The sequence below is a fragment of the Amycolatopsis sp. NBC_00348 genome (genome assembly GCF_036114655.1).
Classification (GTDB): Bacteria; Actinomycetota; Actinomycetes; order Mycobacteriales; family Pseudonocardiaceae; genus Amycolatopsis.
Window position 1 is genome coordinate 6,545,708 of sequence record NZ_CP107994.1, and the last position, 25,848, is coordinate 6,571,555.

Sequence of the window (25,848 nt, forward strand, 5' to 3'; positions counted from 1 at the left end):
TGCTCAATCGTCACTTGGGTCCGCCCTCCGTGACCAGCATGAGCACACCGAGCAACCGCCGCACCTCGACGGCGACGGCGTCCCGCCCGGCCCCCAGGTACTTCCGCGGGTCGACGCGGTCCGGGTGCGCACGCCAGTCGCCGGTAGCGGCCGCGGTGAACACCTTGTTGAGCTGGGTGGCGATGTTGATCTTCGTCATCCCGGCTTTCACGGCCTCGGCCAGGCCGTCGTCGGACACCCCGGAAGAACCGTGCAGCACCAGCGGGACCGGCACCCGGGCCCGCAGCCGCGCGATCAGCTCGAAGTCCAGCGCGGCGTCCCGGGTCAGCATCGCGTGCGAGCTGCCGACGGCGACGGCGAGCGCGTCGACCCCGGTGGCCGCGGCGAACTCCGCCGCCTCGTCAGGATCGGTGCGCGCGCCGGGCGCGTGGACGCCATCCTTGCCCCCGACCTCGCCCAGCTCGGCTTCGACCCAGACACCGTGGTCGTGGCAGAACTCGGTGATCTCACGGGTCGCGCGGACGTTGTCGGCGTAGTCCAGTTTGGACGCGTCGAACATGACCGAGCCGAACCCGAGCCCGACGGCCTCCCGCACGAGGTCGGCGGACTCGGCGTGGTCGAGGTGCACGGCGACGTCCGGCTCGGCCTCCCGGGCCGCGGCGAGCGCCGCACCACCGATCGGCGTGAGGGCGCCGTGGTAGCGGACGGCGTTCTGGCTGAGCTGCACGATCACGGGCGCTCGGGCCGCGGCCGCACCGTCGACGATGGCGGTGATGTGTTCCAGCTGGATGGCGTTGAAAGCTCCACAGCCGCGTCTCGCCGCCGCGGCGGCGGTGACGATCTCCCCGGTGCTCACCAGAGGCATGACCTACTCCTGTCGTTTCGGGTCTGCCGCGGCTTGTCGTGAGTGGTTAGGGCGGTTCTAACCGCCCTAACCACTCACGACCCGCACCGCGACCAAGTCCAGTTCGCGCTCGTAGTGCGCCAGGTCGACGTCGCCGGCCAGCGGACCCAGCACCGCTGCGCCGGACAGTGCGACGGCCCGGCGCAGGATGTCCGGCCACGGCTCGCGGCGGCTGAGGCCCAGTGCGAGTGCCGCGACCACCGCGTCACCCGCACCGGTGCTGTTGCCGTGGAGCGCGGTGGACGGCGTCGCGTGCCACGTGCCCGAGCCGGTGACCGCGAGCAGGCCGTCGGCGCCGAGCGACACGACGACCGCACCCGCGCCCGCCTTGCGCAGCTCACCCGCCGCGGCGACCGGGTCGGCCAGGCCGGTGACCTCGCGCAGCTCTTCGGCGTTCGGCTTCACCACGGCCGGGTGCGCGGCCAGGCCGGCCAGCAGTGCCGGGCCTGACGTATCCAGCACGGACGTTGCCGTGAGCAGCGACGCGTAGGCGCCGGACGGCGCACCGGGAGGGAGGCTGCCGGAGCAGACCAGCACCTCGGGCGCGTGTCGCCGGACCGCGTCGGCGAGCAACGCCCACTCCCCGCCGGACAGCGCCGGGCCGGGCTCGTTCAGCAGCGTGACCGACCCGTCGTCGCCCAGCACGGTCGTGGTGCGGCGCGTCTCGCCGGCGATCGGCACCAGCTCGGCCGGCAGCCCGGCCGCACCGAGGTCCGCCGCGACCGCGGACCCCGTCGCCCCGCCGGCCGTCGCGACCGCGCGGACGTCGACGCCCAGCGCCTGCAGCACCCGCGCGACGTTGATCCCCTTGCCCCCGGCCCGGCTCCGGACCTCCCGGACGCGGTGCACGCCGTCCGGCCGCAGACCGTCCACTGTGTACGTGACGTCGAGCGCGGTGTTGGGCGTGACGGTGAGGATCACGGCGGGCTCACGTCAGGACGACGGAGCGGGAGAGACTGCGCGGGTTGTCCGGGTCCAGGCCCTTGCGCCGGGCGATCGCGCCCGCGACGAGCTGCGCGCGGACCAGGTCGGCCATCGGGTCGAGGCCGCTTTCGACGAACGTGCCGCCCGCCCGGCGGACGTCTTCGGCCAGCCCGTCCGGCGCGTGGCCGAACATCCAGGTCACCCGGCCCGGCTCGGCGATGCTGATCGGGCCGTGCCGGTAGTCCCACGCCGGGTACGACTCCGTCCACAGCAGACACGCCTCGCGGAACTTGAGCGCCGCCTCGTTCGCGAGCCCCACCGACCAGCCGGTGCCGAGGAAGCTGAACTGCCCGGCGCCGACCAATGACTCCGGCAGCGGCTCGGCCAGCACCTGCTCGGCCTGCGCGATGACGCCGGTCAGGTCCTCGCCGAGGTGCGCACGGAGCATCGCGAGCGCGGTGGTGGCGAACCGGGTCTGCACGACCGAGCGTTCGTCCACCGCGGACAAGTCGACGACGCCGTCCGCGGCCCGCTCGATCTCGGCGGGCACGCCGGTGATCGCCGTGGTCCTGGTCCGGCCGCGCAACCGCGCGAGCAGGCTGTGCACCTCGGTCGTGGTGCCCGAGCGGCTCAGCGCGAGCACGTGGTCATACGCCCGGCCGACCGGGAACTCGGACGCGGCGAACGCGTCGGTCTCGCCGAGCCCGGCGGTTTCGCGCAGCACCGCGTACGCCTGGCCGACGAACCACGACGTGCCGCAGCCGACGATCGCCACCCGGGCGCCCGGCGCGGGCAGCTGCCCGCTGTTCGCCGAGGCCAGCGCGGCCGCGTCCCGCCAGCAGCCGGGCTGGCTCGCGATCTCCGCCGCCATGAAGGTCCCGCTCATGAACTCCCCATCCGTGCCGGTTGTGCGCAACACCTGTCACGTTAGGTGCAGTTTTGTGCGTCGTCAATCGTCGTATCGTGCAACTTCACACAGAGTCCGCGCAGAGAAGTGCGCGAGAAGACAGCAGACGGCGGGAGCGGCGCCGGATCCGGGCGCAGCAAAAAGGCCACCCTCGGCGAGGGTGGCCTGCAGCAGGAGAGCGGGTCCGGCGGCTACCGGGGCTTGCGGCGCAGCAGCCCGGTGACGACGGCCATCGCGCGCGAACGCGACGACGGCACCGGCGCCACCACCGCCTCCGGGCCGATCCGGCGACGCATGCGGTAGGCGAGTTCGAGCACTTCGAGATCTTCGGGCCGGCGTCTGCCGTGGACGTCCGGCCGCAGGTACAGCTCGCTGACCGTGACGGGCTTGCCACTGGCACGGGGTGGCGTGCGCGCCATCGGGAACCTCCGGGAGTAGCTGCCGTGCGGGATGGCGCTGATTCTATGAATCAAATTCGGGTTCGTCACCTTACTCACCAGTTGTGTCCGGCGTGTCCCTCGACCGGCCATCCGCCGCGTTAGCCTCGCCGCATGATCACCACTGGGGCGTTGACCGAAACCGACCGTGTGGCCTGGGAAAACCTGTTCGCCGGCTACAACGAGTTCTACGGCAGGCCGCTCACGCCGGAGCTGGCGGATCGCGACTGGCGCGAGTTCTCGACCGGCGAGCGGATGCACGCGCTCGGCGCGCGGCTCGACGGCGAGCTCGTCGGGATCACGCACTTCCTGACGCACGCCAGCACGACGTCGGGCGACGTCTGTTACCTGCAGGACCTCTTCACCGCGCCCGAAGCCCGCGGCCACGGCGTCGGCCGGGCGCTGATCGAAGCCGTCGCCGGCTGGGCGCGGGCCCGGGGCTGCGTGCGCGTCTACTGGCACACGCAGACGTCGAACGCGACCGCGCGCCGGCTCTACGACCAGGTCGCGCTCGACAAGGGGTTCATGCAGTACCAGATCCCGCTCGGCTAGCGGCGGTGCCGGCCACCGCCGCCACCGCGGTGGTGGCCGTGCCCGCCGCCGTCGTGGTGACCGCCGGACCACGCCGACTGCCGCGACGAGGCGGATTGCCGTTGCGAAACCGACTGTCGTTGCGAAGCCTGCTGCCGTTGCGAAACCTGCTGACGCGACGGACTCGCGGGCCGGGCCGAGTGCCGATCGGCACCGGCGGCCCAGTCCGGGAGTTCGTGCCGCACCGGCGCCACCTGGTTCGACGGCGCGGCGGTGTTTCCGGCCGGCTTTCCGGAATTCGCCGGCCGGACGACGGCAGCGGAAATGATTCCGCCGAGTTTCGATTCCGGCACCACGGATTCCGGTGGCGTCACGACGTCCGCCGGCGACGGCGTCAGGGCCAGCGGCACTGGTTCGAGACCGACGGGCGGCCAGACCGCGCCCGCGGCGTGCTCGAACGGCTGCGCCGCCAGGGCCGCGACCCCGCCGGTGATCGCGAGCGCCCCGGCGACGACCGAGAGCGCCCGGACGCGGGCGAGCGAACGCAGCACCGGTGACCGGCGCCGGTGCCGCGACGGCGGCGCTTCGAGCGCGTCCTGCCAGCTGTCCGACCTGACCAGCAACTCGGCCACGCTGACCTGCTCGCGGCGCGGAGCCCGACGTGTCATCAAACCCTCCACCCTGGGTCGACCGGACGGTGGCGACGCGGCCGGTCGAGGCGATCTTAGGAATGACCGGGGGCCGTGTAAAGGATCCGCGCTCAGGACAACCGGCCACCGCCGTCGACGTGCAGGGTCGTCCCGGTGATGAACGGATTCGCCAGCACGCTCAGGGTGGCCGCGGAGATATCCGCCGTGGTGCCGACCCGGCGCGCCGGATTCGATTCCGCCGTGCGGCGGAAGAAGCCGTCCTTCGCTTCGCCGAGGCGGTCCCACGCGCCTGAGTCGACGATGCCCGGCGACACCGCGTTGACGCGGATCGGCGCGAGGTCCACCGCGAGCGCCTCGGCCAGGAACGCGACCACGCCGTTCGTCGTGGCCATGACCGCCCGCTCGGGCTGCGGGCGCCACGCGGCGACGCCGGAGAACAGCACGATCGCGCCCCCGGCGCGGAATCGCGGCGCGAAGTGCTTAGCCAGCAGCAGCGGCCCGATCACCTTGGCGTCGAACGCCCGGATGATCGCGTCCCGCTCCAGCGTCGCGACCGGCCCGTTCGCCGGGGCCGCGGCGAGGGTGACCAGATAATCGAGTTCGCCCACCTTCCCGGCCAGCGTTTCCAGCGATGATTCGTCCCCGAGATCCGCGAATTCCGCGCGTATTCCCGGCTCGGTGAAACGCTCCGGATTCCGCCCGGCGAAGACGACTTCCGCGCCCGCCGCGTGCGCGTCCGCCGCGATCCGGCGGCCGATCCCCGAACCGCCGCCCACGACCACCAAACGCTTTTCCCGCAATGACACCAATGACACCAATGACATCGTCGTGCTCCTTTCGTCTCGCACACCGGGTTCAGCGCACGGCGGCGCCGGATCCATCCCGTCGCGATCCGAAGGTTTTCGATGGCTGCGATAGAATCGGCGAATGCCTACGCTGCGCGCGCTGGAGTGCCTGGTCGCCGTGCTGGACGCGGGGTCGATCACCGAAGCGGCCGCGCGGCTGCACCTGTCGCAGCCCGCGCTGTCCCACCAGATCGGCGCGCTCGAGCGCGAACTGGGCACGCCCGTGCTCGAACGGCTGCCGCGCGGGGTCCGGCCGACCGCGGCGGGCCGGGCGGTCCTGGCCGACGCGCGCGCGGCGCTGGCGGCGGCCGAGCGGGTGGTCCGCACCGGCCGCGCGGTGGCGGACAGCGGTGCCGGCACCCTCCGGATCGCGTGCGCGGAGTCCATGACCGCCGGGCTGCTCGCGCCGGTCCTGCGCGCCTGGCACCGGCACCGGCCGGGCGTGCTGATCACGCTCACCGAGACGACGAGCGCGGACGCGCTGGTCGCGGCGTTGGAGGCGGGCGAAGCCGACGTCGCGGTGGGGCCGCGGCCGAGCCGCTGGACTGGACACACCGAGGTGGTGGGGCGTGAGGAGATCGTCCTGGCCCTGGCCGCCGACCACCCGCTCGCCACCCGCGCGTCGGTGCCGATCACGGACCTGGCCGGGCTGCCGGTGGTCCACTACCACCGGGACAACGGCCTCGGCGGCTGGCTGGACGAGGTGGTGGCGGAGCACGGCGCGGTGCTCGACGCGGTGATGCGGACGAAGCAGGCGGCGACGGCGGCCGAGCTGGCCGCGGCCGGCCTGGGGGTCGCGCTGGTCCCGACGACGGCGCTGACCCGGACGTTCGCCGGGGCGCTGCGGCGGCTGAAGCCCGCGCCGCACCGCGACGTCGTCACTTTCACCGTTACGCCGTCGGATTCGCTCGTCCGGCGGTTTCGTTCGGACGTGCGTCACCGCGGGATCACCGTCCCGGCCGCACTACTGGACAAACTCTCCTGAGTGACCCGTTAAATCCTGGTGAATGTGACAGATTCCCTACGAAGGTTTTGTGCCAACAGGACGAACTTCTCCGTCGCGGCCGGATTTCGCTGTGCCATTCGCCAAAGTTTGCTTCCATCGGATAGCTTGCTCCTACCGGCCAGTACCGGCGGTGGGGCCGATCGGGTGAGGGCGATCAGCGAAGATCGAGGGAAGCGGGGACGACCATGCCGAAGCACCGGCCACGTCGCAAGAGCGCGCGTTCCGTTCGCCGGACCGCCGCCGCGCTCGCCGGTGGCGCGCTCGTCGTGCTGCCCACGCTGACCGCGGGCGGCCTGCCCGCGCCGGTCGTCGTGGCGAACACTGGGGACGCGCTGCTGCCGGGTCAGGCCGCGCCGCTGCAGCAGCCGAACATCGTCATGCCGCCGGTCGCGGTCGACGGCAGCCTGCCGCAGCCGCCCGTGCCGATGCCGCTGATCGTGCCGGGCGGGCACGCCGGCTCGGCGGGCATCTCCGGGCCGCTCGGCATCCCTGCCAGCATGCTCAAGGCGTACAAGAACGCCGCCGACATCCTGAACAAGGAACAGCCGGGCTGCCACATCGACTGGGCGCTGATCGCGAGCATCGGCCGCATCGAGTCGAACCACGCCCGCGGCGGGTACGTCAACGCGGCCGGCGACACGCTGGAGCCGATCCTCGGCCCGGTGCTCAACGGCGCGGGCGCGTTCGCCGCGATCCCGGACACCGACGGCGGCAAGTACGACGGCGACGCGCTGTGGGACCGCGCGGTCGGCCCGACGCAGTTCATCCCGGCGACCTGGCGCGGCTACGCCTCCGACGGCAACGGCGACGGCGTCTCGAACCCGAACAACATCTACGACGAGACCCTGGCCAGCGCGCGGTACCTGTGCTCGGGCGGGCTCGACCTCTCGACGGACGCCGGCCAGCGCGTCGCCGTCCGCCGCTACAACAACTCCCAGTCCTATGTGGACACCGTGCTGGCGTGGGCCACGGCCTACCGCGGCGGGGTGGCGCAGCTGCCCGACAGCGACGTCCCGATCGGCACGCCGAGCGCCCCGGACAACGCCGCGGCCGGCGGTCCGGTCGGCGTCCCCGCCCCGCCCGCTCCGCCGGTGGTCACCGGCCCGCCGGGGTCGCTCCCGCTGCCGGGCACGTCGACGACGCCGACCACTTCGACGTCCCCGACGTCACCGGCGACGTCGACCACCCCGACGACGTCGACCCCGCCGGCCTCCACCACGCCGACGACGCCCACCACGCCGCCGTCGACCACGAGCACGACCACCCCGCCGCCGCCGACCACGGCGACGACCCCGGCGGACTCGGCGGAGACGCCCACCGAGACCACCACCACGACCAGCCCGACGGGCTGAGCGCGGTGGAGCCGTTCCTGGTGCACATCCGCTGCGACACCGACGGCTACACCCACGCCGTCACCGAGGACGAGTTCGCGACGGGCCGCCACGGCGGCCGGTTCCGCGCGATCTGCGGGCACGTCGTGCTGGCGGCCCCGATGATCGAGGCCCCGGGCCGCTTCGACCCGACGTGCCGCGACATCCTGCGCGGCGACACGACGCCGGCCGAGCCGTCGGTCCCGGCCCAGGAACGCCGCCGGTCGCGGTGGCTGCGCACCACGCGCCGCTAGACCTCGGTGCCGCTGGTCGTGAGTGGCAATGCGGGTTCTAACCCGAATTACCACTCACGAGGGCCTGGATGCCGTCGAGCATGCGGTGCAGCCCGAACTCGTAGGCCGCTTCGCCCTGGGCCGCCGCCGTCCCGTCGAAGCCGCCGCCCAGCCAGGCGCGGTTGATCGCCGGGTGGCCCTCGACCGTGAAGTGGTTCTCCCAGAACGACGACCGCTGGTGCCACCAGGCCTCGGTGGACTGTCCCGTGCTGCGCTCCAGGCGGGTGTTCTCCGCGCCCATGGCCGCGTTCGCGTCGACGTACGTGCCGATCCCGTTGGCCGCCGCGACGGCGTCCCGCGGCGACAGGCCCAGACCGTCCATGATGGACAGCAGGTACTCCTGGCCGGCCAGCTGCCCGGGGCCCAGCGGCGGCCGCACCCGCGAGACCTCGCACAGCCACGGGTGGTCGCGGTAGGCGTCGCCGGTCCGCGACGCGTACAGCGCCACCTGCTCGCGCCAGCCGGCCGGGCGCGGCTCGCCCGGCCCGGGCAGCCGCCGCTCGACGAGCACGTCGTCGACCATCAGGTCCACCAGCTCGGTCTTGCCCGGCACGTACGTGTAGAGCGTCATCGTGCCCGCGCCTAGCTCCTTCGCGACGCGGTGCATCGACGCGGCCGCCAGCCCGTCGGCGTCCGCGACCGTGATCGCCGCCGCGACGATCCGCTCGACCGTCAGCGTCGGACGGCGGCCCCTCGTCGGTTCGGCACCGCCGCCCCGCGCGCGCCAGAGCAATCCGAGCGTGCGGTCGATGTTCTCGGCACCACTGCGTTCGGCGGTCATGCGCTCCCCTCGCTCCTCCCGGATCTTACCGGCGAACCGCCCTCACCTGGCACTTCAGGACGTTGGTCCCGTGAATCCGGACGCGCGTCCACCTACCCTGGACCACATGACCGGACGCAAGCCGCCCAAGGTCTCCTTCCGCTGGTGGGTCGACCGCCAGATCAGCGAAGCGCGCGACCGCGGGGAGTTCGACGACCTGCCCGGCACCGGCAAGCCGCTGCCGCCGCCCACCGGCAACGACGCCGCGACCGACTGGGTCCTGCGGCGGGTCCGGGCCGAGGGCCACGACACCGCGGCGTTGCTGCCGCCCGCCTTGGCGCTCAAGCGCGAGGTGCAGGACCTGCCCGGCACCGTCGCCGGCGAGCGGACCGAACGGCGGGTGCGGGAGGTCGTCGAGGACCTCAACGAGCGGATCCGCCAGGCCTACCGCAACCACCTGTCCGGGCCGCCGCTCACCGTCGCGCTGGTCGACGTCGAGGAAGCGCTCGAGGACTGGCGCCGGTCACGCGCCACGCCGTAACCACGCGCGTTCCGCCGCGCTCCACGCGGTCGTCGTGAGCAGGTAGATCCCGGCGGCCTGCGGCACGACGAGCGTCGCGAGCACCGTGCCGTAGGGCAGCAGCCGCAGCAGCTTCCCGCCCGGCACCTCGGCCGCGCCGGCCTCGCGCTGCCGGTCCTGCCAGCGCACGGAGAACCACGCGACGACGGCGAGCCCGGCCGCGATCACGAAGACGAGCGGGCTGCCGGCCAGGCCGTGCGCGCCCAGCGGCGTGCCGAACAGCGTCGCGCCGAGCAGCGAGTTGGGCTCGCCGCCGATCGTCGCCGTCGTGAAGACGCGGTACATCACCATGAAGAACGGCAGCTGCGCCAGCATCGGCAGGCAGCCGACGAACATCGACGTGCCCGACTCCTGCTGCAGCTTCGTCATCTCCGCGGCCAGGCGCTCCCGGTCACGGCCGTGCTTGGTCTGCAGCGCCTTGATTTCGGGCATCAGGACCGCCCGGGCGCGCTCGCCGCGGGCCGCCGCACGGGCGAACGGGTGCAGCAGCAGCCGCACGGACAGGGTGAAGCCGGCGATGGCCAGGGCCGCGGCGAGCGGGCCGGTGAACGCCGTGGCCGCGAGCAGCCAGTGGATCAGGTGGTACGCGCCGGAAACGGGCACGTCGAGAAAGCCGAACATGGGCAGCACTCCGCATGAGTGAGAAGGAGAAGGGCAGGCGGAATGGCTGCGTGAAAGGGTTTCTACGCAGCCAGGCTGCGGAAACCGGGTGCTCGTGGCCTGCTGCGTCCGGGTGCGCCTGGGTCGCGGAGCCGGATGGACTCGGCCCGGCGGGCGCGGCGGCGAGCGGCGGCGACCCGGCTGCGCGCCGGCACCGACCAGAGCGCGAGCTCGCTGCGCTGCGTGCTGCCGACCAGCAGGACGACCAGGAGGCTCGCGGCGGCGAGGGAGGCGAAGGCGACCAGCGCGGTGGGGCTGATCAACGCGGGGAACGCCAGCTCGAGCAACGTGTTCACGGCGGCCGTCCCCTTCCTTCCGCTCCCAGCGTAGCCGAAGTGCTAACAGCCCGATGGGCTGTAACCTGGTTCGATGAGAGGCCCTTTCCTCGCGGTGCCGATTCTGGCGCTGCTTCTGCTGTTCACCGTCCCGTGGTGGACGCTCGTTCTCGCGCCGGAGTGGGGTACCGCGGGCTTCGTCGCCGGCACCGCGCTCTTCGCGCTGGGCCTGGTGACGATGCCCGTCGCGATGGTCTTCGGCCACGGCAAGCGCCAGCGTGACGGCGGTGCCCGCCTCGGCGACACGCTGCTCGCCGTCAGCTGGGTGCTGTTCACGTGGTCCGTGCTGAGCCTGGTGCTGCGCGTCGCGCTGCTCGGCGTCGACGACCCGGCGCGGTCGCGGATCGTCGCGGGCGCGGCGGCGCTCGTCGCCGTCTCGTTGCTGGTGTACGGCAACCGCGTCGCGATGCGCGTGCCGCCGGTGAAGGCGACCGACGTCGTCATCCCGCGGCTCGGCCCGGCGCTCGACGGCCTGCGCGTCGCGGTGCTGACCGACACCCACTTCGGCCCGATCGACCGCACGAAGTGGTCGGAGAAGGTCGTCGCGGCGGTGAACGCGCTGGACGCGGACGTCGTCTGCCACGCCGGCGACCTCGCGGACGGCTCGGTGGCGCGGCGCCGCAAGCAGGTCGACCCGCTCGGCGGCGTCCAGGCCAAGCTCGGGCGGTTCTACATCACCGGCAACCACGAGTACTTCGGCGAGGCGCAGGGCTGGCTCGACCACATGGCCGGGCTCGGCTGGGACCCGCTGCACAACCGCTCGACGCTGCTGGAGCGCGGCGGCGACCGGATCGTGTTCGCCGGCATCGACGACCCGACGGGCGCGTCGTCCGGCCTGCCCGGCCACGGCCCCGACCTGCCCGCGGCGCTCGACGGCGTCCCGTCCGAAGTGCCGGTGGTGCTGCTCGCGCACCAGCCGAAGCAGGTCGTGCAGGCCCGGGAAGCGGGCATCGACCTGCAGATCTCCGGGCACACGCACGGCGGCCAGATCTGGCCGTTCCACTTCCTGGTGCGGCTGGACCAGCCGATGCTGTCCGGCCTCAAGCGGTTCGGCCCGACCCAGCTGTACAACAGCCGGGGCACCGGGTTCTGGGGCCCGCCGTTCCGGGTCTTCGCGCCCAGCGAGATCACGCTCCTCACGCTGCGCCGCGCCTGAGTCAGGCCGCCTCGATCCCGGGGCGGCCTCTCTCCGGCGTTACCGACAAGTTTTTTTGTCTTGACAGTTTTTGTACTCGGATGTCAGGCTGTGCGGCATGACCACCACCCTGAGCCCCGCCCGCACCGCCCCGACGTCGGACGGCCGGACCCGCGCCCTGCTCGCCTGCGGCGTCCTCGCCGGGCCCGTCTTCGTTCTGACCGGGCTGGTCCAGGGCCTGACGCGAGCGGGCTTCGACCTCACGCGGCACCCGGCGAGCCTGCTGTCGAACGGCTCGCTCGGCTTCATCCAGATCACGAACTTCCTGGTCAGCGGCCTGCTGACGGTCGCAGCCGCCGCCGGGATCCGGCGGGCGCTCCCCGGCCGGTGGGGCCCGGGACTGCTCACGGTCTACGGCGTCGGCCTGCTCTGCGCCGGCGTCTTCCGGGCCGACCCGCAGGACGGCTTCCCGCTCGGCACGCCCGCCGGGCCGCCGGCGTCGGTGAGCTGGCACGGCACGCTGCACTTCGTCTGCGGCGGCCTCGGCTTCGCCGGCCTGGTCGCGGCGTGCTTCGTCATCGGCTCGCACCTCACGCCGGGGCGGGCCTGGTACGCGCGGATCACCGGCGTGCTTTTCTTCCTCGGCTTCGCGGGCGTAGCGTCCGGTTCGACGAGCCCGGCCGTGACGCTCGGCTTCTGGGCGGCGGTCACCGTCGCCTGGCTCTGGCTCGCGACGACGTCAGCCCACCTGGCGCGGCGCTGAAACCCCTACCGGACAAGGAGAAGTCCCCATGAGCACGACGGTTTCCGCCGACGGCACCAAGATCGCCTACACCCGCGCCGGGTCCGGCCCCGCGCTCGTCCTGGTGGACGGCGCGATGTGCTACCGCGGGTCGTCCCCCAACGACGACCTGGCGAAGGAGCTGGCCGCGCACTTCACGGTCTACACCTACGACCGCCGAGGCCGCGGCGAGAGCACCGACACGACGCCGTACGCGGTCGAGCGCGAGGTCGAGGACCTCGAGGCGCTGGTCGGGGAAGCGGGCGGCACGGCGTTGTTGTTCGGCATCTCGTCGGGCGCCGCGCTGGCGCTGGAAGCGGTGGACCGCGGGCTCCCGGCGACGAAGCTGGCGCTGTACGAACCGCCGTTCATCCTCGACGACACCCGCAAGCCGGTCCCGGCCGACTACGCGACCCGCCTCGACGAAGCCGTGGCGGCGGGCAAGCGTGGCAAGGCGGTCAAGATCTTCATGAGGGAGGGCGTCGGCCTGAGCGGCGGCGTGGTCGCGATGATGCGGATCATGCCGTTCTGGTCGAAGCTCAAGCGAGTGGCCCACACCCTCCCGTACGACACGGCGGTGGTGGGCGACCACCAGTCGGGCGCCGCGCTGCCGTCCCCGGCGTGGCCGCAGGTGAAGATCCCGACGGTGACCATCGACGGCGGCAAGAGCCCGGAGTGGATGCGCAACGGAGTGGCAGCGCTGGCAAAGGCCCTGCCGTCGGCGGACCACCGGACATTGGCGGGCCAGACACACATCGTGAAGGCGGCGGCTTTGGCCCCGGTGCTGACGGACTTCTTCCGGAGCTAGGAGAGCACCCGCGCCCAGACGGGAAATGGCGGCGGCCCTGGCTCGTCCACCCCGTCCGGCGCGTCCTCCAGCTCACTCCAGATAACGGCGCCCGGATGCGGGTCGGCGAGGAACGCGTCGACGATCGGCGTCAGGTCGCCGGCCAGCCGATATGAGCCGCCGAAGGGCAACGCCTCCGGGGCACGCGAGGAGACCGAGCACCGGAGCGCCCCGACCTGCTCGTCGTGCCAGACGTAGAGGGTCACGCCGGTCAGGCGGCCGGCGAGCACCTCGGTGAGCGCTTCGAACGCGGCAACGACCTCCCCGGTGGGCACCGCCACCGGGCCGGCGCTCAGCGACCAAGTGTTGTGCCGCGCTTCCGCGATGGGATCCGCGGGCTCCACCAGGAACTCCTCGGCGCCCAGCTCGGCGATCCAGGTCAGCAGCACGCCGGAAGTCTGCCATCGCCGCGATTACCGGTGGACGGGCCCGGGAACATGGTCACCATGAGCCCGTCCATCCGGATCGTCGAAGCCGACATCACCACCCTCGACGTCGATGTCGTCGTCAACGCCGCCAACTCCTCGCTGCTGGGCGGGGGCGGCGTCGACGGGGCCATCCACCGCATGGGCGGGCCCGCGATCCTCGCCGCGTGCCGCGAACTACGGGCCGGGCACTACGGGCGGGGGCTCAAGACCGGGCAGGCCGTCGCCACCACCGCCGGGGACCTGCCCGCCAAGTGGGTCGTGCACACCGTCGGGCCCGTGTGGTCCGCCGACGAAGACCGGTCCGACCTGCTCGCCGACTGCCACCGGAACTCGCTGAAGGTCGCCGACGAACTCCAAGCCAAGACCATCGCGTTTCCCGCCATTTCCACCGGGATCTACCGCTGGCCGATGGAGTCCGCCGCCGAGATCGCGCTCGCCACCGTCCGCGCCGCGGAGACCGACGTCGAGGAGATCGTCTTCGCGCTCCGCGGCGAAGAGGCCATGGACGCGTTTCGCGCGTGTCACAACTCCCTTGCCTGAGCGATCAACGACCGGGCAAGGTGCAGGCGTGCCCACTCGCGCTCTGGTCTTCGACTTCGACGGCACGCTCGCCGACACCGAGTCCGCCGTGCTCGCTTCCTGGCAGGAGACCTTCGCCGACCACGGCGTCGAGCTGCCCCTCGAAGCCTGGTACGCCGTGATCGGCACCCAGCACACCACGGACGCGATGTTCGCCCTGCTCGCCGAGCGGGTCCCGGGCGTCGACACCGAGGCGTTGCGTCCCGTCACCAGGGCCCGGGTCCTCAAGCTCCTCGAAACGCTCGGGCCGCGTGACGGCGTCCTCGGCTACCTCGACTCCGCGCGGGACCACGGCCTGAAGCTGGCCGTCGCGTCCAGCTCGTCCGGGGGCTGGGTGCTCCCGCACCTCGAACGGCTCGGCATCGCGGGCTACTTCGACGCCGTCTGCACCGGTGACCGGCACGCCGCCAAGCCCCGGCCCGACCTCTACCTCGCCGCCCTCGACGCGCTGGGTGCCAAAGCCGGCGACGCCATCGCCTTCGAGGACACCCCGCACGGCGTGACCTCGGCCAAGGCGGCCGGGCTGACCTGCGTCGCGGTGCCCAACGCGATCACCGAGAGCCTCGACTTCGGCGCGGCGGACGTCGTCCTGCCGTCCTTCACGGCGAAGCCGCTCGAAGCGCTTCTCAGCCGTTAGGCAGCGACGCGACCAGCCGGTCGAGGAACGGCAGCTGGCCCTTGAGGAGCTTCTCCCGGGCGACGTCGAGGGTGAACCACTCGACGCGGTCCAGCTCGGGGAACTCCTGCTGCTGGCCCGAGCGCGGGGGCCACTCCATGGTGAACGTCCCGGGCACGACGGCCGCCGGGTCGAGGTCGGCCTCGACCGCCCACGCCGTGACGACCTTGCCGCCCGACTGCTTGATCTCGCCGAGCGGCACGTAGTCGCCCTCGGGCGCGGGCAGACCGAGCTCCTCCCGGAACTCGCGCCGCGCCGCGTCCTCCGGTGGCTCGTCCTCGTCGAGCTCGCCCTTCGGCAGCGACCACGAAGCCGCGTCCTTCTTCGCCCAGAACGGCCCGCCCATGTGCCCGAGCAGCACTTCGACGTCGTCGCCCCGCCCGCGGTGGAGCAGGAGCCCGGCACTGCGTTTGCCCGCCATCGGCCCAGTCTGCCGAAACCCGTCCGCGGCTCAGAAGCCGCCCTGGGCGGCCGCCAGGTCGGACCGCGCCATCACGTGTTCCATCAGGCTGGTCAGCACCTGCTTCGTCGACTCCCGCTCGCGCGCGTCGCACAGCAGCAGCGGGACGTCCATGCCGATGTCGAGCGCCTGCCGGACCTCTTCGGTGCCGTAGCGGTAGCCACCGTCGAAGCAGTTCACGCCGACGACGAACGGCAGGTTGCGGCGCTCGAAGAAGTCCACCGCGGCGAAGCAGCTGTCGAGGCGCCGGGTGTCGGCCAGCACGACGGCGCCGAGCGCGCCCTCCGCCAACTCGTCCCACATGAACCAGAACCGGTCCTGCCCGGGCGTGCCGAACAGGTACAGGATCAGGTCGGGGTTGATCGTGATGCGGCCGAAGTCGAGCGCGACCGTCGTGGTGGTCTTCTGCTCGACGCCCGAAAGGTCGTCCACGCCCTCGGACGCGGTCGTGATGACTTCCTCGGTGCGCAGCGGCGGCACTTCGCTCACCGAACCGACCATCGTGGTCTTGCCGACCCCGAAGCCGCCGGCGATCAGCACCTTGACCGCGGTCGCGGTCAGGTTGCGCCGGGGTTCAGAGTTTCCGGATGCCATCAAGAACCGCCTGGAGTACGTGTTTGTTGGGGGTTTCGTTCACCGGCGCCGCGGTACGGAACAGCACCAGGTTCTGCTCGATGAGGTCGCTGAGCATCACCTTGACCACGGGCAACGGCAGATCGACCCGCGCGGCCACCTCGGCCACCGAGACCGGCCGCTGGCACAGCGCGACGATGCGGGCGTACTCCGGTTCGAGCATGCCCGCCTCGTGCGCCGTGCGCAGGGCGACGACCAGGGTGATGAGGTCGAGCCCCAGGGTGTCGGAGCGCGTGCGCCCACCCGTGACGGCGTAGGACCGGACCAGGGGGCCGGCCTCGTCGTCGAACCAGGCTTCGTGCTTGGCACTCATGTCGTCGTGGGCAGGACGCCGGCGCCGGTCCGCGGGGCCGAGGTGAGCACCTGGCCGACCCGCTTCACCATCAGGTTCATCTCGTAGGCCACGAGGCCCATGTCCGCGTCCTCCCGGGCGAGCAGGGCGAGACAGGCACCGCGCCCGGCCGCCGTCACGAACAGGAACGCGTGGTCCATCTCGACCATCGTCTGACGGACGTTACCGCCGCCGAAGTGCCGCCCGGTACCGCGCGCGAGGCTCTGGAACGCCGAAGCCACCGCCGACAGGTGTTCGGCGTCCTCTTCGGTGAGGTTCCCGGACCGCCCGATGAGCAGGCCGTCCGAGGACAGCACCACGGCGCGGTCCGCTCCGGCGACCCGTTTGACGAGGTCGTCCAGCAGCCAGTCGAGCTCACTGACGCCTGAGTTGGCCATTACTCGCGCTCTCCGTACGTGTCGTCGTTCTCGGCTGGTTCCGCGTCCCGGGCCCGGCGGGTGCCCTGCTGGAACGCGGACAGCCGACTGCGGGCTGCTTCCGGTGAGTCGAGCCGGACCTCTTCCCGCTCCTGCTGTGCGGGCCTATCTTCCCTCAACTGGGGAACGAGGCTCTGCTGACGTCGCCGTTGTGGCAGCGGCGGGCGGCCGGGGGCCTCCGGACGCCGTGGCTGCTGGGGCCGGGATTCCGACACCGCGGGCCGGGGTTCCTGCCGGGGCTCCTGCGGCGGCCACACCGGCTGCTGCGCGGCCGGGCGGGCCGGGCGCGAGCGGACGGGCGGCGCGGGCGGCCGGGCCGACGCCGCCGGCTGGGCCTGGGTCGGCTGGCTGGACGGCTGGCTCACCGGCTGGATCTGGGTGGGCTGGCTGACCGGCTCGGAGACGGTCCCGACCGGCACCGGCGTCGGTTCGGACGGCGGCTGCGCCGGGGCCGGCGCGATCACCGGGGCCGGCTGCGTGGGCATCGGCGGCGGGTCGGTGCGGTGGCGGGCCGGCCGGCGCGGCTGCCGCCGCAGCTGCCGGACCTCGTCGTTCGGCGGCTCGGTCTCGCCCGGGTTCGGCACCAGTTCCGGCTTCGGCGGGGTGATCGGCTGCTCCGGCTCGAGCTCGGCGAGCGGGGCGAGCAGGTCGGTGCGGACCAGGACGATGGCCCGGGTGCCGCCGTAGGCCGACTCGCGCAGATGCACCTGGATGCCGTGCCGCGCGGCCAGCCGCGCGACCACGAACAGGCCGAGGCGGGGCTCGTCGGACAGCGCCATGATGCCGAAGTCCGGCGGGGCGGCCAGCAGCGTGTTGATCTCTTCGGTCTGGTCCGGCTCGAGCCCGAGGCCCTGGTCCTCGACCTCGATGACGACGCCCTTGCCGACCACGTTGCCGCGGACCTCGACCCGCGACTGCGGCGGCGAGAACGACGTCGCGTTGTCGATCAGCTCGGCCAGCAGGTGCACGAGGTCGCCGACGACCGGGCCGCGGATGGCGATCTGCGGCAGCGCCGCCGTCTTCACCCTGGCGAAGTCCTCGGTCTCGGCGGACGCGCCGCGGACCAGCTCGGCCAGCCCGACCGGGTTGCGCCACTGCCGGCCCGGCTGCCCGCCGCCGAGGATGATCAGGTTCTCGGCGTTGCGGCGGGCGCGGGTGGAGAGGTGGTCGAGCTGGAAGAGCGTGTCCAGCTGCTCCGGGTCCTCCTGCTTGCGCTCGGCCTGGTCGAGCACCTTGAGCTGGCGGTGCACGATGACCTGGCTGCGGTGGGCGATGTTGAGGAACACCGCCTTGGTGCCCTCGCGGATCTTCGCCTCGTCGATGGCGGCCGCGATGGCGGTCTGCTGCGCCTTGTTGAACGCGTCGGCGACCTGGCCGATCTCGTCGGTGCCGTGGTCGAGGAAGTGCCCGCCCTCCTCGAGGTCGACGGGCTCACCCGCCTGGACCCTGGCGACCAGCTCGGGCAGCCGGACCTCGGCCGCGTCGAGGGTGTCCTCGCGCAGCCGGTGCAGCCGGCCGATGAGCCGGTTCGACAGCCGGACGGCGACGAAGACGACGAAGACCGCGAACAGCACGGCGATCACACCGGCGATCAGCGACTCGGTGAACGTCGAGTCGGCGTCGTCGATCGCGGCCTGGCTCGCGCTGGCGCTCTGCGCGACGAAGATGCCCGACAGGGCGTCGCCGACCTGTTTCGCGGCGGCGCGCCACTGGTCCTGCGCCACCGGCAGCTTGGTGAGGTCACCGCGCAGGAACGCGGTCTCGACCTGGTTCACGATCTGCCACGGCTGACTGGCCAGCAGCTGGTCGTACTTGGCCTTGACGTCGGGGATCATCTTCGGCGCCGACGCGTCGAGCTGCGCGTGGTAGGCACCGACCTGGCCGACGTAGGTGCGGAAGTCGTCGTTCGTCAGCCCGCCCGCGGCCAGCCCGGCGGCCGCGAGCGCGTCACTGCGCTGCATCGCCTCCGCCGCGGTGAACATCGGGATGGCGGTCAGCCGGTCGAACGCGTTCTGCGCGCCACGCGCGTTCTGCGCCAGCCCGGCCAGGCCGTCGGTGAACTGGTCGATGATCTTGTTGTAGAAGCTGAAGGCCTGGCTGATCTGGATCTGCCCGCTGTCGACCGCCTGGCGCGTCTGCGGCAGCTGCTGGTAGAGCCCGAAGAACGTGGTGATGTTCTTCTGCACGCTCGGCGGGGTGTCGTCGTAGCCGGCGAAGCTGTCCTTGAGGTACTCGATCGTCTTCGCGGCGTTCTGGTCCGTCTTCGGGCGGACGGCCGCGAGCACCGCGCGCTGGTTGCCCTGGCCCGCGAGCAGGCTCAGGGTCGCCAGGCGCTCCTGCTGCAGCGCGCCGAAGAACGGGATCGACGGCGCTTCCGAGCCGCGGATCCGGTTCACGTAGTCACGGCCAGTGACGGCGTCGTAGATCAGGTAACCTGCGAGAGCCACGCCGACGAGCAACAGCGCGACACTGGGGATGAGCGCGATCGTGAGGACGCGCTTCCGAATCGAGGATCCCCGGTTGCGTCGAAGAGAAATCTGCTTCACCTGGGTCCGTTTTCCTTCCGGCAGTACATGGTTTCGGGTCGCCCGAGGCGGTCAACACCCGGATTCCGACCAGCCGGATCAACATCACCGTGGTCTGCTTCGCCCGCGACGACGTTAGGCAGCCCTTCAGGGCACGTCAAGTCCGCGGCGATAACCGTGATCTTGGAAACGGTGACCTGCTCACACTCGTTGCCCGTGCTTGGAAAGTCCACCACCGAAAGTCGTGACGTTCGTCCCAGGGCGGCTTCCGTTTCACGCCACGGGCGCACGCTGTGATCGGGCGCGGTCGAACCAGTCGCCGCACCAGGGTGCGCTACGTACAGCAGCGCCGAATCGTTCGGTGAGAAACATCACGAGTGTGCCACGACCAGGCCACATCGTCACTTCGTTCGGGCCCACGGGCCGCCGGAAAGCGGAAATGCGCAAGATTCGCGAGCGGCGCCACGGATTCACCGGAGCGCGGGCCGGAATTCGCGCCATTCCGCGTATCGTGAGTTCGACCGGCCCGCGACAGGCCCGGAACCGGTTCCGGAAGTCGATACCGCGGCACTGCTCCGAATGGAATAGCGCGTCGTCGAAGAATTCGATTACCGGACGGCGATGAGACAGAGCGTTCTCTACACTCGGGGCATGAGCACCACGACCACCGGACGCCGGTCCGCGGCCCGGGACCGCCTGCTGGAGACGGCGTCGCGCGTCTTCTACACCCGCGGGATCCACGCCGTCGCCGTCGACGAGGTGATCGAGGCGGCCGACGTCAGCCGCGCCACCTTCTACCGGCACTTCCCCGGCAAGGAAGACCTGGTCGAGGCCTACCTGGCGGCGGAGGACGCGGCGATCCGCGCGCGCGTCGCGGAAGCGGCGGGGGCGGACGTGGCGCCGGCCGAACTGGTCAAGCTGCTGGTGCTCGGCATCGGCGACGAGATCTGCGGCCCGGGGTTCCGCGGCTGCCCGTTCATCAATGCCGCCGCCGAGTACCCCGACCCCGACCACCCGATCCGCCGGGTCGTGCACGAGCACCGCACCTGGTTCCGCGAGTCGATCGCCGGGATCCTCGGCGCCACCGGTCACCCGGAACCCGGGGAGGCCGCCCGGGAGCTGACGCTGCTGCGCGACGGCGCGATGGTCGGCGGTTACCTCGAAGACGCGCCCGCGGTGCGCGCGAGCCTCATCCGCGCCGCCGAGGCCGTCGTCGGCGGCTGAAGTCCTTTCACCGCAAGGGTTTCCTCAGCCCGGGAACTCGTCGGCGAGGGTGTTCCAGAACTGCAGTTCGTAACTCTGGAACAGCCGGGCGCAGAGCAGCGCCTCGTGGACGTCGAGCCGGTGCGCGTCGATCCCGGCCTGGATCGCGGCGAGCGCCTGCTGCTCGATCTCCGGGACGTCCGCGGCGAAGAAGTCGAAGAACGCGCAGGCGGCGTCGTCGAACCCGTAGTGCTCGCGCATGCCGGCCGCGACGTCGGCGCAGTACCGGCCGAAGGCGGCGAAGTTGGCGAAGATTCCGGCCGTGGCCGCCGCCTGCTCGCCGTTCAGCGCCAGCCACGCGACGTAGGCCGGGTACGCCTGGCAGCCGGCGCGCGGCTGCTCTTCGCCGTGGTCTGGACCAGCCGCGGCGATCAGCGCGTCGAGCATCAGATGCGCTTGCTGCTCCCCCGGCGCGAGCCCGCCGAAGAACGTGCGCGCGTTCGGCTCGTCGGCCCGTGCGGCCAGCGCGTGGAAGCTCCGCCAGTCACTGAGCGTGATCCGTTTCTCCTCCGCGGCGAGCGCGGCGAACACCCGCCGCGGCGCGCGGCCGGCGGTGATCAACGGGACCAGCCGGTTGTCGTCGTCGCGCGCGGCGAGCCCGGCCTGGATCTGGTCGAGCAGTTCACGAGCCTGCCGGGTCATCGGATCCCCTGTCGTGCGCCGGACGTGGCCCGTCCATTCAAGCGAAGTTCGCGGCCCGGCGCCCGCGTGCGCTGGGTCCGGTCGTGAGGAGCTGACCGGCCGAAACCGGATGAAGGAGACATTTGACCTGGCCGCGATTCTCTATCCACCAGCCTGCGGAGCCCCTAAAGTGTGGCCATCCGGACCACCAGGAGGCCAGTGTTGACCACCCCGTCCGTCGCCGAGCAGACCGAAGGTCAGACGATCCCGCGCCTGCTGCACCGCAACGCGGTCACCTACCCCGACCTGCCGGCGATCACTTCGCTCGACATCGAGGGGCAGCCGACGCTCAGCTGGCTGGAGTTCCGCACCGCGATCGCCGAGGTGTCCCGCGGCCTGGCCGGGCTCGGGCTCGCCCCGCGCGACCGGCTGCTGATCATGGCGCCCGGCTGCCCGGACCACATCATCGCCGACCTCGCCGCGACGCACCTGTCCGCGATCCCGTGCACGGCCTACGCCACGCTCAGCCCGGACCAGATCCGGTTCGTCGCGCTGCACAGCGCGGCGCCGGTCGTCGTGCTCGGCGGTGAGACCGAGCTGGCCCGCTGGCGGACGGTGCTCGACGACCTCCCCGCGCTGCGCCACATCGTCGTGATGGACGAGACGGCGATCCCCGAAGGCGACGACCGGTTCGTCTCCCTGGCCGACCTCCGGGCGCGCGGCCGGGACGCGCTGGCCGCCGACCCCGAGATCTTCGAGCAGTCCTGGCAGGGCATCCGGCCCGACGACCCGCTGTCGATGATCTACACCTCGGGCACCACCGGTGACCCCAAGGGCGTCGTGCTGTCCCACCGCAACGCGATCCACCAGGCGTACGCGGTGACGGAGCTGCACCACCCGCCGATGCACGCGACGAACATCGCGTACCTGCCGCTCGCGCACATCGCCGAGCGGGAGCTGTCGGTCTACCTGCCGATCGTCTGGGCCGGGCACGTGCACACGCTCGCCGACCCGTCCGGCGTGGTCGGCGCGCTCGGCAAGGTGCACCCGCAGAGCTTCTTCGGCGTCCCGCGCGTGTGGGAGAAGATGGTCGCCGGGCTGAAGAACATGCTCGGCGGCGTGCCGGAAGACCGGCGGGCGGCGTTGCTCGCGGCGAACGAGCTGCTGCAGCAGGGCTACAAGCTGCGCAGCGCCGGCAAGGAGGTCCCGCCGGAGTTGGCCGAGCGGATCAAGCAGACCGACGCGGCCGCCCTCGCGCCGGTGCGCGCGCTGCTCGGGCTGGACCAGGTGCTCGTCGCCTCCAGCGGCGCGGCCGCGCTGCCGGTGGAGATCATCTACTTCCTGGCCGGCCTCGGCATCGAGATCGCGGAGGTCTGGGGCCTGTCCGAGACGACCGGCGCGGCGACGTCGAACTCGGGCACCGCGTTCCGCGCGGGCAGCGTCGGCAAGCCGCTCGCCGACGTCGACGTGCGTGTCGCCGACGACGGTGAGCTGCTGGTCCGCGGCCCGATCGTCTTCCTCGGCTACCTGCAGGAGGACGGCACGATCGCCGACGCGACCGACGCCGACGGCTGGTACGCCACCGGCGACATCGGCACGATCGACGAAGACGGCTTCGTGACGATCACCGACCGCAAGAAGGAACTGATCATCACGTCGAGCGGCAAGAACATCGCCCCGACGCGGATCGAGGGCCTGCTCAAGGAGCACCCGCTGATCGGCCAGGCCGTCGCGATCGGCGACGACCGGCCCTACGTCACGGCGCTGCTCGTCATCGACGACGAGATCGCGCCCGGCTGGGCCGCGGCCAACGGCGTCGACGCGAAGCCGGACGAGCTGGCCGACCACCCGGCGGTGCGCGCGGAGCTGGAGCGCGCCGTCGAGTCGGCCAACAGCCGGCTGGCGCGGATCGAGCAGATCAAGCGATACCACGTGCTGCCGAAGACGTGGACGCCCGAGTCGGGCGAGCTGACCCCGACGTTGAAGCTCAAGCGCCGCATCATCAACGACCGCTACTCGGCCGACATCGAGGCGCTCTACGCCGCCGCCCGCAACCCGGAACCCGCCGCCGGCTCCTAGGTCTGCCGCAGCCCGTCGTGAGTGGTTAGGGCGGTTAGAACCGCCCTAACCACTCACGACGGCGCGGGGTCAGGCGGTGCGGGGCGAGGTGTCGGTCCACTTGCGCAGCCGCGGCGGGACGCGCTTCTCCAGGCCGTAGTTCTCCAGGTGCGCGCTGAAGACCTCGTCGAAGGCCTTCTGCACCGTCTCGGTGTCCCACACCGGGCGCTCCAGGATCGGCTGCTTGAGGAACGGCTGGCCCATGACGTGCAGCTGCGGGCCGTTGCAGCGGATCATCTGGCCGGTGATGCCGTCCGAGCCCTCGCCGAGCAGGAACAGCACCACCGGCGCGATCCGCGACGGCGTGCGGTCCGGCGGGCAGGCGCGCAGGGAGCGTTCGGACTTCCACACCATGCGCGTGTGCGCGAGCGGGCAGACGGCGTTGACGCGGATGCCGACGTCTTCGAGGTCCAGCGCCCACGAGTAGGTCAGGGACGCGACCGCGCCCTTGCTCGCGGCGTAGACGCCGAGCTTGCGCTGGCCGAGCGAGGCGCCGGAGGAGATGTTGACGATCGAGCCGCCGGTGCCCGCGTCGACCATCGCCTTGATCGCGGCGAGGCCGGTGTTGACGACGCCCAGCACGTTGACCTGGACCAGCTCGCGGGCCTGCTCGGCGTCGTCCTCCCAGGGCAGCGCCTCGTAGTTCAGCCCGGCGTTGTTGACGAGCCCGTCGATGCCGCCGAACTCCTTGACGCAGCAGTCGATGATCTCCTGCGCCTCGCCGGCGTCGGCCACGCTGTGCCCGCTGGCCACGGCCCGGCCGCCGTGGTCCCGGATGGTCCGGGCGGTCCGCTCGGCGAGCTCGACGTCGATGTCGTTGACGACCACCGCGCCGCCGGCCCGCGCGATGTGCACCGCGAACGCCTCGCCCAGCCCCCGCCCGGCGCCGGTCACCACGACCGCCTTGCCCTGCATCAAGTCGTCCATCGTCATCTCCCCGATCTGCGGCGCCGTCGGCGCGGCGGCCCGTCCACCCCGGCCGGTCCTGGCTCCAGTCTTCGCCCGTTCGGCCCAACGGAGCATCGCCACGACGACGAGCGGCCGCTGCCCTGCGCCGAGCGAGTCCGGTTCGATCAGCCCGGAGATACCCGCGCACCGGTCACGGCCACCGTCCGCCGCCGGTCAGGCGATGTAACCCGATCGGTTCGAGGAGGCGGTACCGCGTCGTTGCGCCTACGTCGGCGAGTAGCCGACGGCATACTGTTAGTGGTCCCGGGAGCGCGGGTGTGACGCCCCCGGACCGGATCGTCACTGACGAGGCACAATGCGGGGCGATCCATATTCACTCGATCGGGGGACGGTGGTCAGAAGGTGACGACGCGCGCGACACCCCGGTTCCGGGCCGTCCTCGCCAATCGCGAGTTCCGCGCGCTGTGGTTCGCCGAGACGCAGTCGATGCTGGGCGACCAGCTCACCATCGTCGCGCTGGCCATCCTCGTGTTCGACCGGACCGGGTCGCCGCTGCTCTCGGCCGTCGTCTACTCACTGACGTTCCTGCCCGCGCTCGCCGGCGGCCTTGGCCTGTCGCAGCTCGCCGACCGCTTCCCGCGGCGGGCGGTGCTGGCCGCCGGGTCGCTCGCGCAGGCCGTGCTGATCGGCCTGATGGCCGTGCCCGGCCTGCCGATGGGCTGGCTGTTCGTGCTGTTCGTACTGGCCCGGCTGGCGAACGCGCCGGGCAACGCCGCGCAGAACGCGCTCGGCCGGGAGATCTTCACCGACGACGACGTCTACCTGCAGAGCCAGGACCTGCGCGGGATCACCAACAACACGGCCATGCTGGGCGGCCTCGCCGTCGGCGGCCTGCTGGTGACGACGATCGGCACGTCGTGGGCGCTGGCGATCGACGCGCTGACGTTCCTGGTCGCCGCGGCCGCGGTTCAGCTGCTGGTGCTGCGCCGCCCGGCCGCCGGCGACGGCGGCGCCCCGTGGTTCGGCGCCATCCGGCAGGTTTTCGGCGACGAACGGCTGCGGGTGCTGCTCTACCTGTCCTGGCTGGTCGGGCTGGCGGTCATCCCGGAGGGCCTCGCCGCGCCGCTCGCCGCGCAACTGGGCACGGGTGAACAAGCCGTCGGCTGGCTGCTGGCCGCCGACCCGCTGGGCTTCGTGGTCGGCACGTTCGTGCTGTCGCGGTTCGTCTCGACGGAACGCCGCCGCAAGCTGCTGGGGGTGCTGGCCGCGCTGCCGCTGGCCGCGCTGGCGGCCTTCGCGCTGCGGCCGGGGCTGGCGACCGCGCTGGTCCTGCTGGCGCTGGCGGGGGCGACGGGTGCCTACGTCATCACGGTGTCGGCCACGTTCATCACGTGGGTCCCCAACGACATCCGCGGCAGCGCCGGCGGGCTGTACCGGACCGGGCTGCGGGTCGCCCAGGGGCTGGGCGTCGGGATCGGCGGGCTGGTCGCGCAGTGGGTCGGCTCCGCGAACACGACGATCGCGCTCGCCGGTGCGGTGGGCCTGCTGCTGGCCGTCCCGGTCGCGCTCGCCTGGCGCCGGGTCGACGGGCCGGAACCACCGCCGTCATGAGCCGGGGGGAAAAGGTCTGGTTTCAGAGGTCACGGTTCGCCATCGGAAGCCACCTCTCCGTGAAGTCAAGATCGTGAATGGGATTCGCACTCGTCACAGGTCGCGGTTGCGCACGGGAGCCACCTCTCGGAGTAATCAAGGGACGACAATTAGCCGACGGATCAGAGATCGCGGTTGCTCAACGGTGCCACCTCCGTGTGGGGAGCCTGAAGATGCTTTTGGGCCGCGTTCCCGGCGGATACGACGGGGACCCGGCAGTTCCGTTGCTGTCGGATGATACCCGGCGGCGGAA

At 72.0% G+C, this 25,848-nt stretch carries 30 protein-coding genes; 13 read left to right on the top strand and 17 right to left on the bottom strand.

All coding sequences use genetic code 11. The features are described from left to right. Positions 1 to 10 precede the first annotated feature (10 nt). The 4 genes from OHS58_RS28275 to OHS58_RS28290 form a co-directional block, all read right to left on the bottom strand. A complete protein-coding gene (locus tag OHS58_RS28275) occupies positions 11 to 865 on the bottom strand; it encodes a class II fructose-bisphosphate aldolase (protein WP_328644583.1) in 855 nt (284 codons plus the stop codon). 66 nt (positions 866 to 931) lie between these two features. After that, positions 932 to 1,825 (bottom strand): 1-phosphofructokinase family hexose kinase, encoded by an 894-nt coding sequence (locus OHS58_RS28280; RefSeq protein ID WP_328644584.1) that lies wholly within the window; start codon positions 1,823 to 1,825, stop codon positions 932 to 934. Positions 1,826 to 1,832: 7 nt separating this feature from the next. Then, positions 1,833 to 2,714: an SIS domain-containing protein gene (locus OHS58_RS28285; RefSeq protein WP_328644585.1), complete on the bottom strand. Its 882-nt coding sequence runs from the start codon at positions 2,712 to 2,714 to the stop codon at positions 1,833 to 1,835. Between the two features lie 212 nt (positions 2,715 to 2,926). After that, positions 2,927 to 3,154 carry a hypothetical protein gene (locus OHS58_RS28290; protein ID WP_328644586.1) on the bottom strand — a complete coding sequence of 76 codons (228 nt, stop codon included), beginning with the start codon at positions 3,152 to 3,154 and terminating at the stop codon, positions 2,927 to 2,929. A gap of 132 nt (positions 3,155 to 3,286) precedes the next feature. Here OHS58_RS28290 and OHS58_RS28295 point away from each other — a divergent pair, with 132 nt between their 5' ends. Continuing rightward, a complete protein-coding gene (locus tag OHS58_RS28295; RefSeq protein WP_326944039.1) occupies positions 3,287 to 3,724 on the top strand; it encodes a GNAT family N-acetyltransferase in 438 nt (145 codons plus the stop codon). On the opposite strand, the gene OHS58_RS28300 is transcribed toward OHS58_RS28295, so the two are convergent. Further along, a complete protein-coding gene (locus tag OHS58_RS28300; protein ID WP_328644587.1) occupies positions 3,721 to 4,371 on the bottom strand; it encodes a hypothetical protein in 651 nt (216 codons plus the stop codon). The two genes, OHS58_RS28295 and OHS58_RS28300, sit on opposite strands and share 4 nt — an antisense overlap. 92 nt (positions 4,372 to 4,463) lie before the next feature. Then, positions 4,464 to 5,234 (bottom strand): SDR family oxidoreductase, encoded by a 771-nt coding sequence (locus OHS58_RS28305; RefSeq protein ID WP_328644588.1) that lies wholly within the window; start codon positions 5,232 to 5,234, stop codon positions 4,464 to 4,466. A gap of 46 nt (positions 5,235 to 5,280) precedes the next feature. Here OHS58_RS28305 and OHS58_RS28310 point away from each other — a divergent pair, with 46 nt between their 5' ends. The 3 genes from OHS58_RS28310 (at position 5,281) to OHS58_RS28320 (ending at position 7,828) form a co-directional block, all read left to right on the top strand. Next, positions 5,281 to 6,183, top strand: coding sequence for a LysR family transcriptional regulator (locus OHS58_RS28310; protein WP_328644589.1), 903 nt, complete (start codon positions 5,281 to 5,283; stop codon positions 6,181 to 6,183). A 206-nt stretch (positions 6,184 to 6,389) separates the two neighbouring features. Beyond that, entirely contained in the window at positions 6,390 to 7,556 is a 1,167-nt protein-coding gene (locus OHS58_RS28315; RefSeq protein ID WP_328644590.1) for a lytic transglycosylase domain-containing protein, read from the top strand. 5 nt (positions 7,557 to 7,561) lie between these two features. Further along, on the top strand, positions 7,562 to 7,828 hold the full coding sequence (locus OHS58_RS28320) for a hypothetical protein (RefSeq protein ID WP_247056913.1): 267 nt from the start codon (positions 7,562 to 7,564) through the stop codon (positions 7,826 to 7,828). A 37-nt stretch (positions 7,829 to 7,865) separates the two neighbouring features. Here the strand turns inward: OHS58_RS28320 and OHS58_RS28325 are convergent, their stop codons facing one another. Further along, positions 7,866 to 8,648: a TetR/AcrR family transcriptional regulator C-terminal domain-containing protein gene (locus OHS58_RS28325; RefSeq protein WP_328644591.1), complete on the bottom strand. Its 783-nt coding sequence runs from the start codon at positions 8,646 to 8,648 to the stop codon at positions 7,866 to 7,868. 106 nt (positions 8,649 to 8,754) lie between these two features. Here OHS58_RS28325 and OHS58_RS28330 point away from each other — a divergent pair, with 106 nt between their 5' ends. Further along, positions 8,755 to 9,168: a J-domain-containing protein gene (locus OHS58_RS28330; protein WP_326944045.1), complete on the top strand. Its 414-nt coding sequence runs from the start codon at positions 8,755 to 8,757 to the stop codon at positions 9,166 to 9,168. Here OHS58_RS28330 and OHS58_RS28335 read toward each other — a convergent pair. Then, positions 9,151 to 9,828, bottom strand: coding sequence for a YidC/Oxa1 family membrane protein insertase (locus tag OHS58_RS28335; protein ID WP_328644592.1), 678 nt, complete (start codon positions 9,826 to 9,828; stop codon positions 9,151 to 9,153). The two genes, OHS58_RS28330 and OHS58_RS28335, sit on opposite strands and share 18 nt — an antisense overlap. 62 nt (positions 9,829 to 9,890) lie before the next feature. Then, entirely contained in the window at positions 9,891 to 10,163 is a 273-nt protein-coding gene (locus tag OHS58_RS28340) for a DUF6412 domain-containing protein (RefSeq protein ID WP_326944047.1), read from the bottom strand. Between the two features lie 73 nt (positions 10,164 to 10,236). Between OHS58_RS28340 and OHS58_RS28345 the strand changes: the two genes are divergently transcribed. The 3 genes from OHS58_RS28345 to OHS58_RS28355 all read left to right on the top strand — a co-directional run bounded on the left by OHS58_RS28345 (position 10,237) and on the right by OHS58_RS28355 (position 12,926). Continuing rightward, positions 10,237 to 11,358, top strand: coding sequence for a metallophosphoesterase (locus OHS58_RS28345; RefSeq protein ID WP_326958338.1), 1,122 nt, complete (start codon positions 10,237 to 10,239; stop codon positions 11,356 to 11,358). Positions 11,359 to 11,455: 97 nt separating this feature from the next. Next, positions 11,456 to 12,100 carry a DUF998 domain-containing protein gene (locus OHS58_RS28350; RefSeq protein ID WP_328644593.1) on the top strand — a complete coding sequence of 215 codons (645 nt, stop codon included), beginning with the start codon at positions 11,456 to 11,458 and terminating at the stop codon, positions 12,098 to 12,100. Positions 12,101 to 12,128: 28 nt separating this feature from the next. Further along, the gene (locus tag OHS58_RS28355) at positions 12,129 to 12,926 is read left to right on the top strand and encodes an alpha/beta fold hydrolase (RefSeq protein WP_328644594.1); all 798 of its coding nucleotides are present in this window, start codon (positions 12,129 to 12,131) and stop codon (positions 12,924 to 12,926) included. On the opposite strand, the gene OHS58_RS28360 is transcribed toward OHS58_RS28355, so the two are convergent. Beyond that, positions 12,923 to 13,354 carry a hypothetical protein gene (locus tag OHS58_RS28360; protein ID WP_328644595.1) on the bottom strand — a complete coding sequence of 144 codons (432 nt, stop codon included), beginning with the start codon at positions 13,352 to 13,354 and terminating at the stop codon, positions 12,923 to 12,925. The genes OHS58_RS28355 and OHS58_RS28360 overlap by 4 nt on opposite strands. 57 nt (positions 13,355 to 13,411) lie before the next feature. On the opposite strand from OHS58_RS28360, the gene OHS58_RS28365 reads away from it, so the two are divergent. Further along, a complete protein-coding gene (locus tag OHS58_RS28365; protein ID WP_442875473.1) occupies positions 13,412 to 13,933 on the top strand; it encodes an O-acetyl-ADP-ribose deacetylase in 522 nt (173 codons plus the stop codon). Between the two features lie 28 nt (positions 13,934 to 13,961). Next, positions 13,962 to 14,609 carry an HAD family hydrolase gene (locus OHS58_RS28370; RefSeq protein ID WP_328644596.1) on the top strand — a complete coding sequence of 216 codons (648 nt, stop codon included), beginning with the start codon at positions 13,962 to 13,964 and terminating at the stop codon, positions 14,607 to 14,609. Here OHS58_RS28370 and OHS58_RS28375 read toward each other — a convergent pair. From OHS58_RS28375 to OHS58_RS28395, 5 genes are read right to left on the bottom strand one after another with little or no spacing between them, the layout of a single operon-like run. Then, a complete protein-coding gene (locus OHS58_RS28375; RefSeq protein WP_328644597.1) occupies positions 14,599 to 15,069 on the bottom strand; it encodes an NUDIX domain-containing protein in 471 nt (156 codons plus the stop codon). The genes OHS58_RS28370 and OHS58_RS28375 overlap by 11 nt on opposite strands. A 30-nt stretch (positions 15,070 to 15,099) precedes the next feature. Beyond that, positions 15,100 to 15,702 carry a GTP-binding protein gene (locus OHS58_RS28380; protein WP_247056935.1) on the bottom strand — a complete coding sequence of 201 codons (603 nt, stop codon included), beginning with the start codon at positions 15,700 to 15,702 and terminating at the stop codon, positions 15,100 to 15,102. Next, positions 15,683 to 16,054 carry a DUF742 domain-containing protein gene (locus OHS58_RS28385; RefSeq protein WP_247056937.1) on the bottom strand — a complete coding sequence of 124 codons (372 nt, stop codon included), beginning with the start codon at positions 16,052 to 16,054 and terminating at the stop codon, positions 15,683 to 15,685. Before OHS58_RS28385 ends, OHS58_RS28380 begins: the two co-directional genes overlap by 20 nt. Next, positions 16,051 to 16,470 (bottom strand): roadblock/LC7 domain-containing protein, encoded by a 420-nt coding sequence (locus OHS58_RS28390; RefSeq protein ID WP_247056939.1) that lies wholly within the window; start codon positions 16,468 to 16,470, stop codon positions 16,051 to 16,053. Before OHS58_RS28390 ends, OHS58_RS28385 begins: the two co-directional genes overlap by 4 nt. Beyond that, the gene (locus OHS58_RS28395) at positions 16,470 to 19,055 is read right to left on the bottom strand and encodes a sensor histidine kinase (RefSeq protein ID WP_328644598.1); all 2,586 of its coding nucleotides are present in this window, start codon (positions 19,053 to 19,055) and stop codon (positions 16,470 to 16,472) included. The genes OHS58_RS28390 and OHS58_RS28395 overlap by 1 nt, the downstream gene beginning before the upstream one ends. 630 nt (positions 19,056 to 19,685) lie before the next feature. Here OHS58_RS28395 and OHS58_RS28400 point away from each other — a divergent pair. Beyond that, entirely contained in the window at positions 19,686 to 20,258 is a 573-nt protein-coding gene (locus tag OHS58_RS28400; RefSeq protein WP_328644599.1) for a TetR/AcrR family transcriptional regulator, read from the top strand. 24 nt (positions 20,259 to 20,282) lie between these two features. Here the strand turns inward: OHS58_RS28400 and OHS58_RS28405 are convergent, their stop codons facing one another. Further along, positions 20,283 to 20,939, bottom strand: a complete 657-nt coding sequence (locus OHS58_RS28405; RefSeq protein WP_326944056.1) for a transcriptional regulator — start codon at positions 20,937 to 20,939, stop codon at positions 20,283 to 20,285. 201 nt (positions 20,940 to 21,140) lie between these two features. Between OHS58_RS28405 and OHS58_RS28410 the strand changes: the two genes are divergently transcribed. After that, the gene (locus OHS58_RS28410; RefSeq protein WP_442875474.1) at positions 21,141 to 22,997 is read left to right on the top strand and encodes an AMP-dependent synthetase/ligase; all 1,857 of its coding nucleotides are present in this window, start codon (positions 21,141 to 21,143) and stop codon (positions 22,995 to 22,997) included. A gap of 69 nt (positions 22,998 to 23,066) precedes the next feature. Here the strand turns inward: OHS58_RS28410 and OHS58_RS28415 are convergent, their stop codons facing one another. Continuing rightward, on the bottom strand, positions 23,067 to 23,963 hold the full coding sequence (locus OHS58_RS28415) for an SDR family NAD(P)-dependent oxidoreductase (protein ID WP_247056950.1): 897 nt from the start codon (positions 23,961 to 23,963) through the stop codon (positions 23,067 to 23,069). Positions 23,964 to 24,347: 384 nt separating this feature from the next. Between OHS58_RS28415 and OHS58_RS28420 the strand changes: the two genes are divergently transcribed. Next, positions 24,348 to 25,556 (top strand): MFS transporter, encoded by a 1,209-nt coding sequence (locus OHS58_RS28420; RefSeq protein WP_326944058.1) that lies wholly within the window; start codon positions 24,348 to 24,350, stop codon positions 25,554 to 25,556. Positions 25,557 to 25,848 lie beyond the last annotated feature (292 nt).

Bases quoted from the DNA above. Each gene is read 5' to 3' on its own strand.
- OHS58_RS28275 (WP_328644583.1), bottom strand. From the start codon at position 865: ATGCCTCTGGTGAGCACCGGGGAGATCGTCACCGCCGCCGCGGCGGCG.
- OHS58_RS28285 (WP_328644585.1), bottom strand. From the start codon at position 2,714: ATGAGCGGGACCTTCATGGCGGCGGAGATCGCGAGCCAGCCCGGCTGC.
- OHS58_RS28290 (WP_328644586.1), bottom strand. From the start codon at position 3,154: ATGGCGCGCACGCCACCCCGTGCCAGTGGCAAGCCCGTCACGGTCAGC.
- OHS58_RS28295 (WP_326944039.1), top strand. From the start codon at position 3,287: ATGATCACCACTGGGGCGTTGACCGAAACCGACCGTGTGGCCTGGGAA.
- OHS58_RS28300 (WP_328644587.1), bottom strand. From the start codon at position 4,371: ATGACACGTCGGGCTCCGCGCCGCGAGCAGGTCAGCGTGGCCGAGTTG.
- OHS58_RS28305 (WP_328644588.1), bottom strand. From the start codon at position 5,234: ATGGATCCGGCGCCGCCGTGCGCTGAACCCGGTGTGCGAGACGAAAGG.
- OHS58_RS28310 (WP_328644589.1), top strand. From the start codon at position 5,281: ATGCCTACGCTGCGCGCGCTGGAGTGCCTGGTCGCCGTGCTGGACGCG.
- OHS58_RS28315 (WP_328644590.1), top strand. From the start codon at position 6,390: ATGCCGAAGCACCGGCCACGTCGCAAGAGCGCGCGTTCCGTTCGCCGG.
- OHS58_RS28325 (WP_328644591.1), bottom strand. From the start codon at position 8,648: ATGACCGCCGAACGCAGTGGTGCCGAGAACATCGACCGCACGCTCGGA.
- OHS58_RS28330 (WP_326944045.1), top strand. From the start codon at position 8,755: ATGACCGGACGCAAGCCGCCCAAGGTCTCCTTCCGCTGGTGGGTCGAC.
- OHS58_RS28335 (WP_328644592.1), bottom strand. From the start codon at position 9,828: ATGTTCGGCTTTCTCGACGTGCCCGTTTCCGGCGCGTACCACCTGATC.
- OHS58_RS28345 (WP_326958338.1), top strand. From the start codon at position 10,237: ATGAGAGGCCCTTTCCTCGCGGTGCCGATTCTGGCGCTGCTTCTGCTG.
- OHS58_RS28350 (WP_328644593.1), top strand. From the start codon at position 11,456: ATGACCACCACCCTGAGCCCCGCCCGCACCGCCCCGACGTCGGACGGC.
- OHS58_RS28355 (WP_328644594.1), top strand. From the start codon at position 12,129: ATGAGCACGACGGTTTCCGCCGACGGCACCAAGATCGCCTACACCCGC.
- OHS58_RS28365 (WP_442875473.1), top strand. From the start codon at position 13,412: ATGAGCCCGTCCATCCGGATCGTCGAAGCCGACATCACCACCCTCGAC.
- OHS58_RS28375 (WP_328644597.1), bottom strand. From the start codon at position 15,069: ATGGCGGGCAAACGCAGTGCCGGGCTCCTGCTCCACCGCGGGCGGGGC.
- OHS58_RS28380 (WP_247056935.1), bottom strand. From the start codon at position 15,702: ATGGCATCCGGAAACTCTGAACCCCGGCGCAACCTGACCGCGACCGCG.
- OHS58_RS28385 (WP_247056937.1), bottom strand. From the start codon at position 16,054: ATGAGTGCCAAGCACGAAGCCTGGTTCGACGACGAGGCCGGCCCCCTG.
- OHS58_RS28390 (WP_247056939.1), bottom strand. From the start codon at position 16,470: ATGGCCAACTCAGGCGTCAGTGAGCTCGACTGGCTGCTGGACGACCTC.
- OHS58_RS28400 (WP_328644599.1), top strand. From the start codon at position 19,686: ATGAGCACCACGACCACCGGACGCCGGTCCGCGGCCCGGGACCGCCTG.
- OHS58_RS28405 (WP_326944056.1), bottom strand. From the start codon at position 20,939: ATGACCCGGCAGGCTCGTGAACTGCTCGACCAGATCCAGGCCGGGCTC.
- OHS58_RS28415 (WP_247056950.1), bottom strand. From the start codon at position 23,963: ATGGACGACTTGATGCAGGGCAAGGCGGTCGTGGTGACCGGCGCCGGG.